Genomic DNA, 15,628 nt, shown 5'->3' with positions numbered 1-15,628 from the left:
CGTCTTTTCACCGTTTGCAAGGACCTTCCATGGCCACCCGCACCAAAGCCATCATCACCTGCGCGCCCACGGGCGCCATCCACACGCCCAGCATGTCGCCCCACCTGCCCGTGACGGCCGAGCAGATTGCCCGCGCCGCCATCGATGCCGCCGAGGCCGGCGCCGCCATCGTGCACCTGCATGCCCGCGATCCGCGCGACGGGCGCCCCTCGCAGGACCCTGAGCTGTTCCGCCCCTTTCTCAAGGCGATCCGGGCCGAGAGCGATGCCATCGTCAACATCACCACGGGCGGCAGCCCGCACATGACGGTGCCAGAGCGCATGCGGCCCGTGACCGAGTTCCAGCCCGAGCTGGCCTCGCTGAACATGGGCTCGATGAACTTCGGCCTGTTCCCCATGCTGGAGCGCTTCCCGAACCTGGAACACGCCTGGGAGCGCGAGCACCTGGAAAACAGCCGCAACCTGGTCTTCAAGAACACCTTTGCCGATATCGAAGGCATCCTGCGGCTGGGCCAGGCCCAGGGCACGCGCTTCGAGTTCGAGTGCTACGACATCAGCCACCTGCACAACCTGGCGCATTTCGTGGACCGGGGGCTGGTGCAGGGGCCCGTGTTCGTGCAGTCGGTGTTCGGCATCCTGGGCGGCATCGGCGGCCACCCGGAGGACCTGATGCACATGCGGCGCACGGCCGACCGCCTGCTGGGCAGCAACTACCAGTGGTCCATCCTGGGTGCCGGGCGCAACCAGCTGCCGCTGGCCACCATGGGCGCGGCCATGGGCTCGCATGTGCGCGTGGGGCTGGAAGACTCTCTGTGGATAGGACCGGGCCAGCTGGCCACCTCCAGCGCCGAGCAGGTGCGCCGCATCCGCACCGTGCTCGAGGCCCTGAATGTCGACGTCGCCACGCCTGACGAGGCGCGCCGGATGCTGGGCCTCAAGGGTGCGGCCAACGTCGCCTTCTGAATCGCCTTCCCGGGCCAGCCCCCATGCCACAAAACAGGAGACTCCCATGCAGATCGATATCGTCGCCGACCTCAAGACCACGCTGGGCGAAGGCCCGCTGTGGGACGTCGGGCAGCAGCGCCTGTACTGGATAGACAGCTTCGACGGCCGCATCTTCCGCTGCACGGCCGACGGGCGGGAACTGCGCGCCTGGGAAGTCGGCCAGAAGATTGGCTCCATGGCACTGCGCCGCGACGGCCGCTCGGCCCTGGTGGCGCTGCACGGCGGCGTGCACACGCTGGACCTGGAAAGCGGCGAGCTGGAGCTGGTCGTCGCGCCCGAGTCCCACCTTCCCGGCAACCGGCTCAACGACGGCAAGGTGGACCGGCAGGGCCGCTTCGTCTTCGGCTCCATGGACACCCTGGAGGAGCAGCCTTCGGCGCGGCTGTACCGGCTGGACACGGACCTGAGCCTGCATGTGCTGGACGAGGGCATCATCTGCTCGAACGGCCCGTGCTGGAGCCCGGACGGCACGACGCTCTATTTCTCGGACACGTGGAGCGGCGAGATCCGGGCCTACGACTACGACACGGCCACGGGCCATGCCAGCGGCCGCCGGACCTTTGCCCCGGTCGACACCAGCGGTGGTGGCGCGGCTGACGGGGCCACGGTCGATGCCGAAGGCTGCCTGTGGCAGGCCCTGGTGTACGCGGGCCAGCTGGTGCGCTACACGCCGGACGGCCGGGTGGACCGGGTGATAGAGATGCCGGTGCGCAAGGTGACCAGCGTGATGTTCGGCGGGCCCGGGCTCGACACGCTGTACGTCACCTCCATGGGCAAGCCGCCGTTGCCGCGTTTCCCGGGCGACGGCCAGTCCCGTGGCGCGCTGTTCTCCGTCAAGGGGCTGGGCGTGCGTGGCCTGCCCGAGCAGCGCTTCGGCGCCTGAGCGCGGAGCCGGGCATGCAGGCCCGGAGCCTTCGCACCGCAACGCCGCCCGCCCCGCGAAGCGGCGCCTTCATCCACACAACAATGAAACGGCACCCCCCGCTGGTGCCCGGGAGACCGCCATGGCCCAGGCCCCGCGCGCTTCGCTGCGCCAGATCCACCGCTATTCATGGGTATCCCTGCTGGTCTGCTGGCTGATCTGGGTACTGAATGCCTACGACCGCGAGATCGTGCTGCGGCTGGGGCCGACCATCTCCCGGCACTTCGGCCTGTCGGCCGACGAATGGGGCACGGTGGCCACCATCGTGATGCTGGCCCTGGCCGTGCTGGACATTCCCGGCGCGATCTGGAGCGACCGCTACGGCGCGGGCTGGAAGCGCGCACGCTTTCAGGTGCCCCTGGTGCTGGGCTATACGGCGCTGTCGTTCGCCTCGGGCTTCAAGGCGCTGAGCGGCAGCCTGGCGGGCTTCGTGGCGCTGCGCGTCGGCGTCAACCTGGGCGCCGGCTGGGGCGAGCCCGTGGGCGTGAGCAACACCGCCGAGTGGTGGCCGGTGGAGCGGCGCGGCTTCGCGCTGGGCGCCCACCACACGGGCTATCCGGTGGGCGCCATGCTCAGCGGCCTGGTCGCCGGCTTTGTGCTGTACGCCTTCGGCGAGGAGAACTGGCGCTATGTGTTCTTTGTCGCGCTGGTCATCGCCATCCCGCTGATGTGGTTCTGGGCGCGCTACTCCACGCCGCAGAAGATGGAACTGCTGTATGCCGACATCGCCGCCCGGGGCATGACCCCGCCGCAGGCCAGCGTGGCGGCGCAGGTGGAAAAAGGCCAGGCCTGGCGCACCCTGCGCAGCACGCTGGCCAACCGCAGCATCGCCCTGACGGCTGGCAACACCCTGCTCACGCAGGTGGTCTACATGGGCATCAACGTGGTGCTGCCCGCCTACCTCTACAACATCATGGGCCTGTCGCTGGCCGAATCGGCAGGCATGAGCGTGGTGTTCACGCTCACCGGCATCCTGGGCCAGTTGGTCTGGCCGGCTCTGTCGGACGTGATCGGGCGCCGCGTCACCCTGGTGATCTGCGGCCTGTGGATGGCCGCCAGCGTGGGCGCCTTCTACTTCGCCGACACCATGGCCCTGGTCGTGGTGATGCAGCTGCTGTTCGGCCTGGTCGCCAATGCGGTCTGGCCCATCTACTACGCGGTGGCCTCGGACTGCGCCCAGCCTGCGGCCACCTCCACGGCCAACGGAATCATCACCACCGCCATGTTCGTGGGCGGCGGCATCGCGCCCGTGCTGATGGGCAGCCTGATCGCCCTGGGCGGCGGCTGGACCAGCCCCGGCGGCTATGCCCTGTGCTTCCTGGTCATGGCCGGCTGCGCGCTGGGCGGCGTGGCCCTGCAGCTGGGCACGCGCGGCAACGCCGCCTCCACCGCCACCGCCACCGCCTGACTCCGCTTTCCTCCACCCATCTTTCCAAGGATTTGCCATGGTCCATCACCCATCGCCCTCCCCTGTTCACGCGCCGCCCGCACGGCCGCAGCCTGCCGCCGGCGACAGGCAGTCGCTGCTCAACGCCCGCATCTTCCGCAGGCTGATGCCGCTGCTGGTGCTGTCCTATGTGATCAGCTTCATAGACCGCACCAACATCGCGCTGGCCAAGTCGCACATCGAGGTGGACCTGGGCATCTCGGCGGCCGCCTACGGCCTGGGCGCGGGGCTGTTCTTCCTGAGCTACGCCCTGCTGGAAGTGCCCAGCAACCTCATCATGCACAGGGTGGGCGCGCGCTTCTGGATCACCCGCATCATGGTGACCTGGGGCCTGCTGTCGGCCGGCATGGCCTTCATCACCGGAGAGACCTCGTTCTACGTGATGCGCGTGCTGCTGGGCGCGGCCGAGGCGGGGCTGTTCCCCGGCGTGATGCTCTACCTGACCTACTGGTTCGGCCGCGAGGAACGGGCCCGCGCCATCGGCTACTTCCTGCTGGGCGTGTGCATTGCCAACATCCTCAGCGGCCCCGTGGGCGGCGCGCTGCTGCAGATGGACGGCTTCCTGGGCTGGCACGGCTGGCAATGGATGTTCGTGATCGAGGGCCTGCCCGCCGTGGCCCTGGCCTGGGTGGTCTGGAAGAAGCTGCCCGACGGCCCGGCCAGCGCGCCCTGGCTGACGGCCGCCGAATCGCGCGAGGTACTGCAACGCCTGCAGGCCGAGCAGGACCAGCAGGCCAGCGCCGGCCAGGTGGGCCACTCGCTCAGGGACTGCCTGCGCGACCGCCAGATCTGGCTGGCCATCCTTGTCTACTTCTGCCACCAGATCAGCATCTACACGGTGATCTTCTTCCTGCCGGGCATCATCGGCACCTACGGCCAGCTCTCGCCGCTGCAGATCGGCACGCTCAACTCCGTGCCCTGGATCGCAGCGGCCATCGGTGCGGCCTGGCTGCCGCGCTTTGCCACCCACCCGCAGCGCTGCCGGCGCATGCTGCTGGCGGGCCTGGCCACCATGGCCGCCGGCCTGCTGGTGGCCGCGCTGGCGGGCAAGGCCTCGCCAGCCCTGGGCCTGCTGGGTTTCAGCCTGACGGCGCTGATGTTCTTCGTGGTGCAGTCCGTGGTCTTCCTGTTTCCCGCCTCGCGGCTGGCGGGCGCGGGGCTGGCGGGCGGCATAGCCCTGGTCAATACCTGCGGCCTGGTGGGCGGCTTCATCGGCCCCACTGTGATGGGGATGATCGAACAGGCCACGGGCAGCACGCGCAACGGCCTGTTCATCATGGCGGGCCTGCTGGTGGTGGCCGCCCTGGCATCCACCCGGCTGCGCCAGGGCCAGGAGACGCCGTGATGACGGCCCCTTCCCAGCCGCAGGCCGCGCTGTAGGTCAATCTCCTGTATGCGGGCCTGCCGGCTGCCCGCCAGCGCGTCCCGGGCCTTGGCAAGCGGTTTCATGGCGATAGGATGGACCGAACCCCATTTAGCGGCCCCCTGCGCCATGACAGACACAGCGACCGACACAGCGAACCACAGCCCTGCCACACCAGCACCCCACCGCCCAGCCCGCCGCCGCTGGCTGCGCGCCCTTTTGTGGACGGTGTCGGCCCTGGTGCTGCTGCTCGCCGTCGTTGTGGTCCTGATTGCCACCTTCGACTGGAACCGGGCCAAGCCCTGGGTCAACGAACGCGTCAGCGAAAGCACCGGCCGCCACTTCGCCATTGAAGGCGACCTGCGCCTGCGCTGGACCTGGCCCCAGCCCCTGGACCAGGGCTGGCGCCATTGGGTCCCGGGCGTGACCATCGAGGCCGAGCAACTGGCCCTGGGCCAGCCCGAAGGCTGGCAGGTCGAGCAGGAGCCGGTCAAGGGCAGTGCCGAGCTGCCCGCCCTGCCTGCGCCGCCCGACCAGTTGAACAAGGGCCGCCTTCCCGAGGAAAAAGCCAAGGAACAGCCCAAGGGAAAGGCGAAGGACAAGGACGAAGGCAAGGACAAGGACTCGCAGGCCAGCCCTTCCGCGCCCAAGATCGACAGCGACAGCATCGTCCTGGCCGACGAGAAAATGGCCCCACCCCCACGCGATGCCGCCACCATGGCCACGGCCGCGCGCGCCACGGCCAGCCTGCGGCTGTGGCCGCTGCTGGGCCGGCATGTGCTGCTGGACCATCTGCAACTGGAAGGCCCTGACCTGGTCTTTGCCCGGCGCAAGGATGGCAGCAACAACTGGACCTTCAAGCGCCCCGAGCACACAGGGCCGCGCTGGCGTTTTCAGGTAGCGCAATTGAGCCTGCGCGGCGGCCTGGTGGGCTGGAGCGATGGCGTGCGCCAGATGGCGGTGCGCGCACGTCTGGACAGCCTTGTGCAGCCGCCCAGTCCAGACTTTCCGTATGGCATGCGCGTCGGCCTGACCGGCCGCATCGCCAAGGCCACGGTCGAGGCCCAGGGCCTCATCGGCCCCGTGCTGGACCTGCAAAGCGAACAGGCACGCTTTCCCGTGAAGCTGTGGGCCCATGCGGGCAGCCTGCGCGCCCGGGCCGAGGGCATTCTCGACAATCCCAGGGCGCTCAAGGGCATGGACCTGCAGGTGCGCCTGCGCGGCTCCAGCATGGCCGACCTGTTCCCTCTGACGGGTCTGCTGCTGCCGCGCACACCGCCCTTCGACACCAATGGCCATCTGGTCGGCAGCCTGGAGCCGGGGCGCGCCGTCTGGGATTACGAGGAATTCGATGGCCGCGTGGGCCAGAGCGATCTGCGCGGTACGCTGCACTACGCATCGGGCAAGCCGCGCCCCAAGCTCAGCGGCGATCTGGCCTCGCGCAAGCTGCGCCTGGCCGACCTGGGGCCGGTGGTGGGAGCACCGTCCACCAAGCAGGGCCAGAAGACCCGGCAGGCGGCCAGCGGCAAGGCCCTGCCCACACAGCGCTTTGACACCAGCAAGTGGAATGCCATGGACATGGATGTGCGCTTCAAGAGCGACCGCATCGAGCGCCCCCAGGCCCTGCCCATCGAGGACTTCAGCGTGCATGCCGTCATGGACAACGGCGTGCTGCGCCTGTCCCCGCTGCGCTTCGGCATGGCCAAGGGCCGGCTGGACATCGAGGCCGTGGTGGACAGCGGCGCCAAGCCGCCCAAGGCCAGCCTCCAGGGCAAGGTTCAGGGGCTGCAGCTGTCGGCCCTGTTCCCCGAGATCGAACTGATGAAGAAAAGCCTGGGCAGCATGGACGGCGCGCTGGGGCTGGAGGGCCGGGGCCAGTCCATTGCCGAATGGCTGGGCACCAGCTCGGGCGACATCCGCCTGTATGTGCGCGATGGCCGCTTCAGCAAGCAGCTCCTGGACCTGGCCGCGCTGAACCTGGGCAGCGTCATCGTCACCAAGCTGTTCGGCGCCGACAAGGAAGTGCAGCTCAACTGCGCCGTTGCCGACCTGACCGTGAAGCAGGGCATTGCGCGCACCCGCAACGTCAAGCTGGCCACGCCCGAGGCCATCATCGAGGCCACCGGACAGATCAGCCTGGCGCAGGAGACCATGGACCTGCGCATCGTGCCCGAGTCGCTGAAGTGGAAGTTCTTCTCTCTGCGCACGCCCCTGTATGTGCGCGGCAGCTTCGCCAACCCCAAGGTGGGCGTGGAGCCCGGCCCGCTGCTGCTGCGCGCGGGCGCGGCCGTGGCCGCCGCCGTGGTGGCGCCCGCCGCCCTGGCCCTGGTGCCGCTGACGGTGCCGGCCGCCGAGGAAGATGCGCAATGCCAGCGCCTGCTGGCAGAAAGCAGCAAGAAGTAAACGCGTGGCCAGGATGCGCGGCAAGCGCCGCGCTGCATTGGCGCAAAAAGGCTAGCAAACCCGGTGGCAATGTGACGAAATAGCGCCGCAGCACACAGGCATCGAGACGCGGCGCCGGCAGGTCAAGAGCCTCGCCAATGCACTCGCAGACGATGCGCAGGCAGCGGGCGCCCTGGCGGCAGCGCCAGCGCGCCGGCCCCGACAGCCCGTGTGCAGGAACGCCCTGCCAGAGCACCCCTTCGCTGTAGCGATCCATGCATTGCGTATTTCCCCTTAGCCCCTGTGACGGCGCAAGCCGTTGATTTCGCTTAACCTTGACGTTCGCTTTTCTCCTGTGCCAAGTCCTTTCCCCATGTCCTCCAAAGTCCAGTTCCGCCTGCGCGTATACAACGACAGCACCATTGCCATCGGTCCCGGCAAGGTGCAGTTGCTCGAAGCCATTGCCGAGGCGGGCTCCATCTCGGCTGCAGCGCGATCGCTGGGCATGTCCTACCGGCGCGCCTGGGTGCTGGTCGACGAGATGAACCGCGCGCTGCAGACGCCGGCCGTCAACACCAGCGCTGGCGGCGCCCACGGCGGCGGCGCCTCGCTCACCTCCACGGGCGAAGCCATCGTCAGGCATTACCGCTCCATAGAGACCACGGCGCGCATGGCGGCGGCGGCCGATATCGCCGCGCTGACACGCCTGCTCAATCCCCAGGGAACGAGCGCATGAGCGCGGCCGGCTCCACGGCGCAGGCCGTCGCCTGCCGCCCCATCGGCCATGTGCGCAGCCGCTTCACCGACCCGGTGGGCATGCCCATACAGACGGCGGGCGCGGCCGACGAGGCCGGCCGCGTGGAGCTGCTGCCCGAGTTCGAGGCCGGGCTGCGCGACATCGAAGGCTTTGACTACCTGATCCTCATCACCCACCTGCACCAGGCCGTGGAAAAGCTGGAAGTCGTGCCCTTCATGGACGACAGCAGCCACGGCGTGTTCGCCACGCGCGCCCCGGCGCGGCCCAACCGGCTGGGCCTGTCCATCGTGCGCCTGGTGCGGCGCGAAGGACTGCTGCTGCATTTCCTGGGCAACGACATGCTGGACGGCACGCCCGTGCTCGACATCAAGCCCTACGTGCCCAGGCTGGATGTGCGCCAGACCGAGCGCATAGGCTGGTTCGGCAAGCGTATCGACCAGATGCCCGACATCCGCGCGGACGACCGCATGGCCTGAGCCTGCAGCGGCAGCAACGGCAACAGCCCTCAGTGGAAATTGCGGCTTGCCACGCCGGCGCCGCCCAGGCGGCCCAGCCAGCGGCTCATGTCGCGGGCGCGGTGCACGATGAGATGGCGCACGGCGGGCACCTCCTGGTTGGCCTGCTCTGCAGGCGCTGGCTCGCCGGGGTCCTTGCCGCCGCCCCAATCCGAGCTGCTTTGCCAGATGCCCTCCACCGCCAGCAGCCGCGCGCCCAGCAAGGGCTCGCCCCAGCGCGTGACGGTATCGGGCCAGACCACCAGGTTGACCGTGCCCGTCTCGTCCTCCAGCGTGATGAAGAGAGTGCCCTTGGCCGTGGGCGGGCGCTGGCGCACGGTGACTATGCCGCAGGCCCGCACGCGCATGCCCGCCAGCGTGTCGCGCAGCTCCAGCGCCGTGCGCAGCCCGTGGCGGCGCAGGCGGTCACGCAGCAGGGCCAGCGGGTGGCGGCGCAGGCTCAGGCCCGTGGCCGCGTAGTCGAACAGGATTTCCTCGCCCTCGGGCGCAGCAGCCAGTTGCACGGGCGCCTCGTGCACGGGCACGCCCGCGAACAGCGGCGGCTGCACCTGCAGGGCCGCCGCATCCCACATCTGCTGGCGGCGGTGGCCTGACAGGCCCTGCAGCGCATCGGCCGCCGCAAGGGCCTGCAGCTCGGCGCGCTGCAGCCGGGCGCGCAGGGCCAGGTCCTCGGTGCTCCTGAACGGCGCCTGCGCGCGGACCTGGGCCACGCGCTCGCCCGAAGTCTTTGGCAACTGCGCCACCATGCACAGACCCAGGCGCACGGCCGGCTGCGGCAGCTCGACGCCGGCAATGCGCTCGTGCGGCGCCTCCAGCGTGCAATCCCAGTCGCTGTGGCGCACATCGACGGGCAGCACGCGCACGCCGTGCCGGCGCGCATCCTGGATCAGCTGCGAGGGGGTGTAGAAGCCCATGGGCTGGGCATTGAGCAAGGCCATCAGGAAACAGGCCGGCTCATGGCGCTTGAGCCAGGCGCTGGCATAGGCCAGCATGGCAAAGCTGTAGGCATGGCTTTCTGGGAAGCCGTATTCGCCAAAGCCCAGCATCTGGCGGAAGATGGCCTGGGCAAATTCGGCGCTGTAGCCGTTGGCCAGCATGCCGTCGATCAATGGGCGCTCGAAGCGGTGCACGCCGCCCTTGCGCCGCCAGGCGGCCATGGAGCGGCGCAGCTCGTCGGCATCGCCCGCCGAGAAATCTGCCGCGATCATGGCGATCTGCATCACCTGCTCCTGGAAGATGGGCACGCCCAGCGTGCGCTTGAGCGCCTTCTCGAGCGCGGGCTTTTCCAGGACCAGCTCGCCGCCCTGCCGCCGACGCTCGCGCGCCTGCAGATAGGGATGGACCATGCCGCCCTGTATGGGGCCGGGCCGCACGATGGCGACCTCGACCACCAGGTCGTAGAAAACGCGCGGCCGCAGCCTGGGCAGCATGCTCATCTGGGCGCGGCTCTCGATCTGGAAGGTGCCCACGGTGTCGGCGCGGCAGATCATGTCGTAGGTGGCCGGGTCGTCCTTGGGAATGTCGGCCAGCTCCCAGCGCGGGCCGCGCAGCGCGGCGCGCGCGTGCAGGCTGCCGCGCAGCACGGTGAGCATGCCCAGGGCCAGCACATCGACCTTGAGCAGATTCATGGTGTCCAGATCGTCCTTGTCCCACTGGATGACCGAGCGGCCCTGCATGGCGGCCGGCTCCACGGGCACCAGCCGCGTCAGCGGCCCGTCGGTCAGCACAAAGCCGCCCACGTGCTGGCTCAGGTGGCGCGGGCTGTCGCGCAGTTGCAGGGCCAGCTCCAGCCACAGCCGCGCACGCTGGGGCGACAGTTGCGGGCAGTCGTCGCCCAGCCGCTCGCGCAGCCGGGCCAGGCGCAGCAGCTTGGAGCGCACCCAGCCCAGGGCGGGGTCATCGGGTTCGGGCTCCGGCTCGGCCGCCTGGTCCTCGGCATCGCTGAACCAGTGGTGCTGCCGGGCCATGGCGTCGATCAGCGCCGCATCCACGCCCAGGGCCTTGCCCGCGTCGCGCAGTGCGCCACGCGTGCGCCAGCAGCTGACCACGGCCGTCAGCGCCGCACGGTCACGGCCGTATTTTTCGTAGATGTACTGGATGACGGTCTCGCGCCGCGCGTGCTCGAAGTCCACGTCGATATCTGGGGGCTCGCTGCGCTCGCGGCTGATGAAGCGCGCCATCAGCAGCGTGGTCTTGTTCGGGTCCACGGCCGTGATGCCCAGGCAATAGCAGACGGCCGAGTTCGCGGCCGAACCGCGCCCCTGGCACAGGATGCCTTCGCTGCGCGCATAGCGCACGATGTCGTGCACGGTGAGAAAGTACATCTCGTAGCGGCATTCGGCGATCAGCTCCAGCTCATCCTTCAACTGCTTGGTGACCGATTCGGGAATGCCTTGCGGATAGCGCCCCGCCGCTCCCTGCCAGGTATGCCAGGCCAGGGTCTGGCGTGCATCCATGCCGGGCAGCACGGTTTCCTGCGGATAGTGGTAGCGGATCTCACTGAGCTTGAAATCGCAGCGCGCGGCAATCTGCAAGGTTGCATCCAGCATGGCGCGCGGATAGATGCCGCCCAGCCGCAAGCGCGAGCGCAGATGCCGCTCGGCATTGGGGTGCAGCTCGAAGCCGCACTCGGCCACCGTGCAGCCCAGGCGCAGCGCCGTCACCAGGTCCTGCAGCGGCTTGCGCGAGCGCGCATGCATGTGCACGTCGCCGCAGGCCACGCAGGACAGGCCCAGCAACCCTGCCACGTCCTGCAGGCTTTGCAGCCACAGGCTGTCGTCGGGCGCCAGCAGCAGCTCCACGCCCAGCCAGCAGCCCGGCCCCAGCTGCGCCACGGCGGCCTGCACGGCCTCGGCCATGGCGGGCACATCGCCGGGCAAAAGCTGCGCACGCTGCGGCACAACGATGCATTCGCAGCCTTCACGCAGCAGATGCCAAGGGCTGTCCGCATCGACCAGGTACTGGCCCTTTTCGGCACGGGCGCGCGCCGCGCTGATGAATTCGCAGAGGTTGCCCCAGCCGTTCAGATCGCGCGCCAGCGCCACCACGCGCAGCGGCCCCCAGGCGAATTCGCTGCCATGGATCAGGGCCATCTCGCAGTCGCGTGCGGCCTCGAAGGCCCGCACGGCGCCGGCCACCGAGCATTCGTCGGTCAGGGCCAGCGCCTGGTAGCCCAGGGCCTTGGCGCGCTGCACCAGTTGGGCGGGCGAAGAGGCGCCGCGCAGAAAGCTGAAGTTCGACAGGCAGTGCAGCTCCGCATAGCCGGGCAGGCCCGGGCCCGATGCCATGCCGGACACCGGCCCGGTGGCCTGGGGCGGGGGCTGCAGCCGCTGCAGCTGCGGGGGCGGCGGCTCCAGCAGGATGTCCTGTTCAGCCATAGATGCCTTGCGCAAACCAGGCGGCGGGCGACAGCAGGGCCGGCATGCCTGGCAGCCGCTCCGATGCAGGCGCGCGCTCGCGGTAGATCCAGACATGGCCGACAGCCGCGTTGCTGGCCACGAAATAGTCACGCACAGCCAGCGCCGCATCGGCCTGCGGCTCTCCCCACCAGCCGGCCTCCAGCCGATAGGGGCCGGCCAGCAATTGCAGCGGCCCCTGCCAGCAGGGGCGGCTGCCCTGCAGGAGCAGCGGCTGGGGCGGATCAAGCAGCCAGGGCGGCAGCAGGCCCTGCCAGGGGTTGGCCGCCTTGCGCGCGTGCGCGGGCCGCCGCGGTGCCTGCGGGGTCTGCAGGGCCTCGCAGGCCGGGGTCCAGCGCTGCATGGCCTCGGGCCGGTGGTCCGATTGCAGCTGCGCCACCCGCACGCCCTGCGCACCACGGCGGGCCGAGACGCGCTCCACCCATTCATGCCAGGCCATGCCGCTGGCCGCGCCTGCCCCATCTGCCGCGCCTGCCGCCTCGCCCAGCGGCGCCGGGCCGGGCGCGGCCGGTGGCAGGCAACTGCCGGCATCGGCCGCAAAAGGCGCGGTGTCCAGCGCCACCAGCTCCAGCATGTCCGCAGGCGCGCGCCAGGGCGTGCGGGCCAGGCGTTCGCGCAGCAGGCGCTCCATGTGTTCCAGCGCCTGGGCGGGGCGGGCCGTGCGGATGTCCAGCGCTTCCCAGGCCGGCAGCTCCGTGCCGTCCACTCGCCGCAGATCGTGGTGCCAGCGCAGTTGCAGGCCCAGCACACCCTGGTGGCGGGCCTGCAGCCAGGCCTGCAGCGCACGCAGCAGGGGCCGGGCGGCCTGCAGCAGGGCCTGGGCGTCGCTGGCCGGATAGCCCAGGTCGGCGCGCAATGCAAAGTGCTCGGGCAGCTCCAGCCAGTCCAGCGCATGGGGGCTGCTGCCATAGGCCTGGTCCAGCGCCAGCAGCGCCGGCAGCCCGATGCGCCGCGCCAGGCCCGCGCGCGGCAGGGCGCGCAGCTCGCCCCAGCGGCGGCAGCCCATGCGCTCCAGGGCCGGCGCATGCGGCTCCAGTGCGGGCAGCGTCCAGATGGGCAGTGCGTCGGCAGGCGGCCAGGGCTGGCGCGAATCCGTACCCTGCATGCGCCAGCGCAGACGCGCCAGCGCCTGCCACGCCGTGGCGCCCCGGGCCCAGAACGGCATCCGGGGGCCGCCCGCCTGACCGTCCTCGGGCTGCTGTTCGCGCAGCGCGCGCAGCAGGCCCAGCAGCATGGCCTGGCGACCGCCCCACAGGCGCTCCACGCTGCCCACCTCCATCAACGCCACAGCCTGCCCTGCCCCGTACCAGAGAGCCACGCGCGGCGTCCAGCGCAGGGCCCACCAGGCCTGCTGCGCGCAGGCACTGCCTTCGCCATCACTGTCGCCGTTGCCCTGGCCATCGCCCTGCGCGACATGCAGCGGCCAGGCAATCCAGTGCAGTGCTTGATTCGGCTGTGCCATGGCATCTCACCCCAGGGTGTGCGCTGCCGCCTGCAGGGCGGGCGCCTCGGCGGGCAGCAGTTGCCCGTGTCCATGAAGCCAGCGCTGCGCCTCGTCCGCCTGCCGGGTGCGCCGTTGGGCCTGGGCCTGCAGCACGTCCTGCCAGGCCCAGTGGTGCAGGGGCAGCTTCAAGGGATGCTCCAGCGCAGGCCCTCGGCGCTTGAGCAACTGCACGCGCAGGCAGGCTGGCGTGCCGCCTTCGCCCGGCTCCCCCAACTCTGTCTCCACGCGCAGCCGCAGCGGCGCAGGCGAGGCCACCGTCTGCAGGGCGGCCGAGGCCTCGCGCCACAGCCACAGAATGCGCCCCTGCGCAGCGGCCGCCCATTGCAGCCGGCGCAGCGTGGCCATGGGCAGACCGGCTGGCAGCCAGGCCAGCACGGCCAGCACGTCGCGGCAGCGCAGTGCCTGCTCACAGACCCAGGCCAGCCCTGCCCCATCGCCTGCCGGGTGAGCGCCGGGGTGGGCGCCGGGGTGGGTGTCGGCCTCCACGCAGCACAGCCGGTGCGCCGCCACGCCCGCCGCTTCCAGTCCCGGTGCAAAAGGCCTGCAAGGCGGCGCCACCAGCACCACCTGGCCCGCGCTGCGCTGCATCAGGGCCGCCAGGCCCGGCAGCAGCAGCGGCCACTCGGCATGGCCATGGGCGGGTTGCAGCAGCTCGACCATGGCGCCCAGCGGCCACCCCCCGCCCGGCAATTGCGCATCCAGCAGCGCATGGCCCGAAGGCTGGACCCGCTGCTGCAGCGCCTGCTGCCAGCCATCGCCACGCCACACGCCCTGCAACTGAGGCAGCACACGCGCCGCGCCCGCCATGGGGGCGGGCTGCGCAGTTTGGGAGGCGTGGGGCGTGGTCATGGGGGGAAATCTCAGATACTGTATGAATATACAGCACTCTTGATTTCCGAGAGATCCACGGATGTAAAAAAGCCGGGCAAGCCCGGCTGTCTCAGTGCGCTGGCGCTCTCGCTGCGCCGCCCGCTGGGGGCGTGGCGTCGATCTGCATGCAGGCTTCGCACCACTGCGCGACCGCTGTGTCCACGGCGTGGGTGCGGGCATTGATGGCGGGCCAGCGGCGCAGGCAGGCGTTGACGATGGCCTGCAGTTGCCACAGCGCCTCGCGGCTGAGCAGGGCCAGCTCGCTCATGCCCTGCACATCGTCCTTGAGGTAGGCCAGCAGGTCGGTTTGCTGGCTGGGATGCAGGCCGGCCTCGGCCAGCTGCTTTTGCAGGCCGCCGATGCTGGAGTCGATGTAGACGGCCGCCTGGTGGTCGGGCATGGCCTGCCAGCGCTCGGGAAAGGCCTGGCTGAACGTGTCCCACATCTGGAAGGCGGCCGACAGGGCGGCCACGCTGTGCGTGACCTCGGCCTGCAGCGGCGGCAGCGGCGTGCCCGGCGAGATCTCGTCGTATAGCAGCGGCAGCAGGATGCCGACCAGATCGGCCGGATAGCGGCGGTGGTTCATGCGCAGCATCAGCGACAGGCGCTGGCCGGGCAGGTCCTGGAATTTGTCGAAGAAGGCCGAGACCACCTCGGCCAGCAACAGGATACGGCCCATTTTGGAGATGGCTTCGCCATGCACGCCGCGCGGATAGCCCGTGCCGTCCATGCGCTCGTGGTGCTCGAGCACGGCCATTTCCACGTCCTGCGAATACGCGCCCGCGCCCCGCATGATGAGCATGCCCGTGACCGAGTGCGCCACCAGGTGCTTGCGCTCGGCGCCCGTGAGCCGGTAGTTGGGGTCGGTCCAGGCCGGGTCCATGTAGAGCATGCCCACGTCGTGCAGCAGGGCCGCCGTGGCCAGCGGGCCGCATTCACGCTCGCTCCATTCGCTTTGCAGCGCCAGGTAGATGGCCACCAGCATCATCTGCAGGCTGTGGGCGAACAGCTCGGGCCGCTGCTCGCGCATGACCGTGAGCTTGAAGGCGATCTGCGGCGGCAGCACCATCAGGCGCAGCGGCGCCAGCAGCCGGTCCGTGCCGCCCAGCGACTGCACCAGGCGGCGCATCAGGTCCACGGTCTCGCACTGCACCATGGCCTGGGCCTCGATGGCCAGCACGTCCACGCGGTTGTCCACGCCCAGGTGCTTGTCGATGGGGTCGCGCAGCTTGTGCTTGACCAGGCGCTCGTACATGTTGCCGTCGATGCGCGCACCCTTGTCCACGAGCTTGACGCCCTTGTCGTTGAAGATGGGCTCGCCGGTGACCACGTTGCAATGCTCGGCCATGTCGGTGACGGCGCGCAGGAAATGCACGCCCTCGTCCTTCCATCCCTGCGCTGTCGGTGGATTGCGCACGGCCGCGACATCCGTCATAGAGGCTCCCATT

11 protein-coding genes are annotated in these 15,628 nt (G+C 70.0%); 7 read left to right on the top strand and 4 right to left on the bottom strand.

Features of this window, described 5'->3' with window-relative positions; translation table 11 throughout:
* Positions 1-29: 29 nt before the first annotated feature.
* The 7 genes from IAE24_RS13635 (at position 30) to tsaA (ending at position 8,351) form a co-directional block, all read left to right on the top strand.
* Positions 30-962: a 3-keto-5-aminohexanoate cleavage protein gene (locus IAE24_RS13635; protein WP_197943630.1), complete on the top strand. Its 933-nt coding sequence runs from the start codon at positions 30-32 to the stop codon at positions 960-962.
* Between the two features lie 46 nt (positions 963-1,008).
* Complete coding sequence (locus IAE24_RS13630; protein ID WP_013802021.1) at positions 1,009-1,887, top strand: SMP-30/gluconolactonase/LRE family protein; 879 nt, start codon at positions 1,009-1,011, stop codon at positions 1,885-1,887.
* A gap of 121 nt (positions 1,888-2,008) precedes the next feature.
* Positions 2,009-3,334, top strand: a complete 1,326-nt coding sequence (locus IAE24_RS13625) for an MFS transporter (RefSeq protein WP_199960416.1) — start codon at positions 2,009-2,011, stop codon at positions 3,332-3,334.
* 37 nt (positions 3,335-3,371) lie between these two features.
* Entirely contained in the window at positions 3,372-4,718 is a 1,347-nt protein-coding gene (locus tag IAE24_RS13620; protein ID WP_013802019.1) for an MFS transporter, read from the top strand.
* A gap of 147 nt (positions 4,719-4,865) precedes the next feature.
* Complete coding sequence (locus IAE24_RS13615) at positions 4,866-7,139, top strand: AsmA family protein (RefSeq protein WP_199960417.1); 2,274 nt, start codon at positions 4,866-4,868, stop codon at positions 7,137-7,139.
* Between the two features lie 352 nt (positions 7,140-7,491).
* Positions 7,492-7,854: a winged helix-turn-helix domain-containing protein gene (locus tag IAE24_RS13610; RefSeq protein ID WP_013802017.1), complete on the top strand. Its 363-nt coding sequence runs from the start codon at positions 7,492-7,494 to the stop codon at positions 7,852-7,854.
* A complete protein-coding gene (gene tsaA / locus IAE24_RS13605) occupies positions 7,851-8,351 on the top strand; it encodes a tRNA (N6-threonylcarbamoyladenosine(37)-N6)-methyltransferase TrmO (RefSeq protein WP_013802016.1) in 501 nt (166 codons plus the stop codon). The genes IAE24_RS13610 and tsaA overlap by 4 nt, the downstream gene beginning before the upstream one ends.
* 29 nt (positions 8,352-8,380) lie before the next feature.
* Here tsaA and IAE24_RS13600 read toward each other — a convergent pair whose 3' ends face one another.
* The 4 genes from IAE24_RS13600 to IAE24_RS13585 form a co-directional block, all read right to left on the bottom strand.
* Entirely contained in the window at positions 8,381-11,767 is a 3,387-nt protein-coding gene (locus tag IAE24_RS13600; RefSeq protein WP_199960418.1) for an error-prone DNA polymerase, read from the bottom strand.
* On the bottom strand, positions 11,760-13,268 hold the full coding sequence (locus IAE24_RS13595; RefSeq protein ID WP_199960419.1) for a Y-family DNA polymerase: 1,509 nt from the start codon (positions 13,266-13,268) through the stop codon (positions 11,760-11,762). Before IAE24_RS13595 ends, IAE24_RS13600 begins: the two co-directional genes overlap by 8 nt.
* Before the next feature lie 6 nt (positions 13,269-13,274).
* Positions 13,275-14,159 carry a translesion DNA synthesis-associated protein ImuA gene (gene imuA / locus IAE24_RS13590; RefSeq protein WP_043821540.1) on the bottom strand — a complete coding sequence of 295 codons (885 nt, stop codon included), beginning with the start codon at positions 14,157-14,159 and terminating at the stop codon, positions 13,275-13,277.
* A 91-nt stretch (positions 14,160-14,250) separates the two neighbouring features.
* Positions 14,251-15,615: an HD-GYP domain-containing protein gene (locus IAE24_RS13585; protein ID WP_013802012.1), complete on the bottom strand. Its 1,365-nt coding sequence runs from the start codon at positions 15,613-15,615 to the stop codon at positions 14,251-14,253.
* Positions 15,616-15,628 lie beyond the last annotated feature (13 nt).

The organism is Delftia sp. S65, from assembly GCF_016516495.1.
GTDB lineage: Bacteria > Pseudomonadota > Gammaproteobacteria > Burkholderiales > Burkholderiaceae_C > Comamonas > Comamonas acidovorans.
Note: the sequence above shows the minus strand (reverse complement) of the source record. Positions and strands in the feature narration are given on the sequence as shown.

Bases quoted from the DNA above. Each gene is read 5' to 3' on its own strand.
- IAE24_RS13625 (WP_199960416.1), top strand. From the start codon at position 2,009: ATGGCCCAGGCCCCGCGCGCTTCGCTGCGCCAGATCCACCGCTATTCA.
- IAE24_RS13600 (WP_199960418.1), bottom strand. From the start codon at position 11,767: ATGGCTGAACAGGACATCCTGCTGGAGCCGCCGCCCCCGCAGCTGCAG.
- imuA (WP_043821540.1), bottom strand. From the start codon at position 14,159: ATGACCACGCCCCACGCCTCCCAAACTGCGCAGCCCGCCCCCATGGCG.
- IAE24_RS13585 (WP_013802012.1), bottom strand. From the start codon at position 15,615: ATGACGGATGTCGCGGCCGTGCGCAATCCACCGACAGCGCAGGGATGG.
- IAE24_RS13610 (WP_013802017.1), top strand. From the start codon at position 7,492: ATGTCCTCCAAAGTCCAGTTCCGCCTGCGCGTATACAACGACAGCACC.
- IAE24_RS13620 (WP_013802019.1), top strand. From the start codon at position 3,372: ATGGTCCATCACCCATCGCCCTCCCCTGTTCACGCGCCGCCCGCACGG.
- IAE24_RS13615 (WP_199960417.1), top strand. From the start codon at position 4,866: ATGACAGACACAGCGACCGACACAGCGAACCACAGCCCTGCCACACCA.
- tsaA (WP_013802016.1), top strand. From the start codon at position 7,851: ATGAGCGCGGCCGGCTCCACGGCGCAGGCCGTCGCCTGCCGCCCCATC.
- IAE24_RS13635 (WP_197943630.1), top strand. From the start codon at position 30: ATGGCCACCCGCACCAAAGCCATCATCACCTGCGCGCCCACGGGCGCC.
- IAE24_RS13630 (WP_013802021.1), top strand. From the start codon at position 1,009: ATGCAGATCGATATCGTCGCCGACCTCAAGACCACGCTGGGCGAAGGC.
- IAE24_RS13595 (WP_199960419.1), bottom strand. From the start codon at position 13,268: ATGGCACAGCCGAATCAAGCACTGCACTGGATTGCCTGGCCGCTGCAT.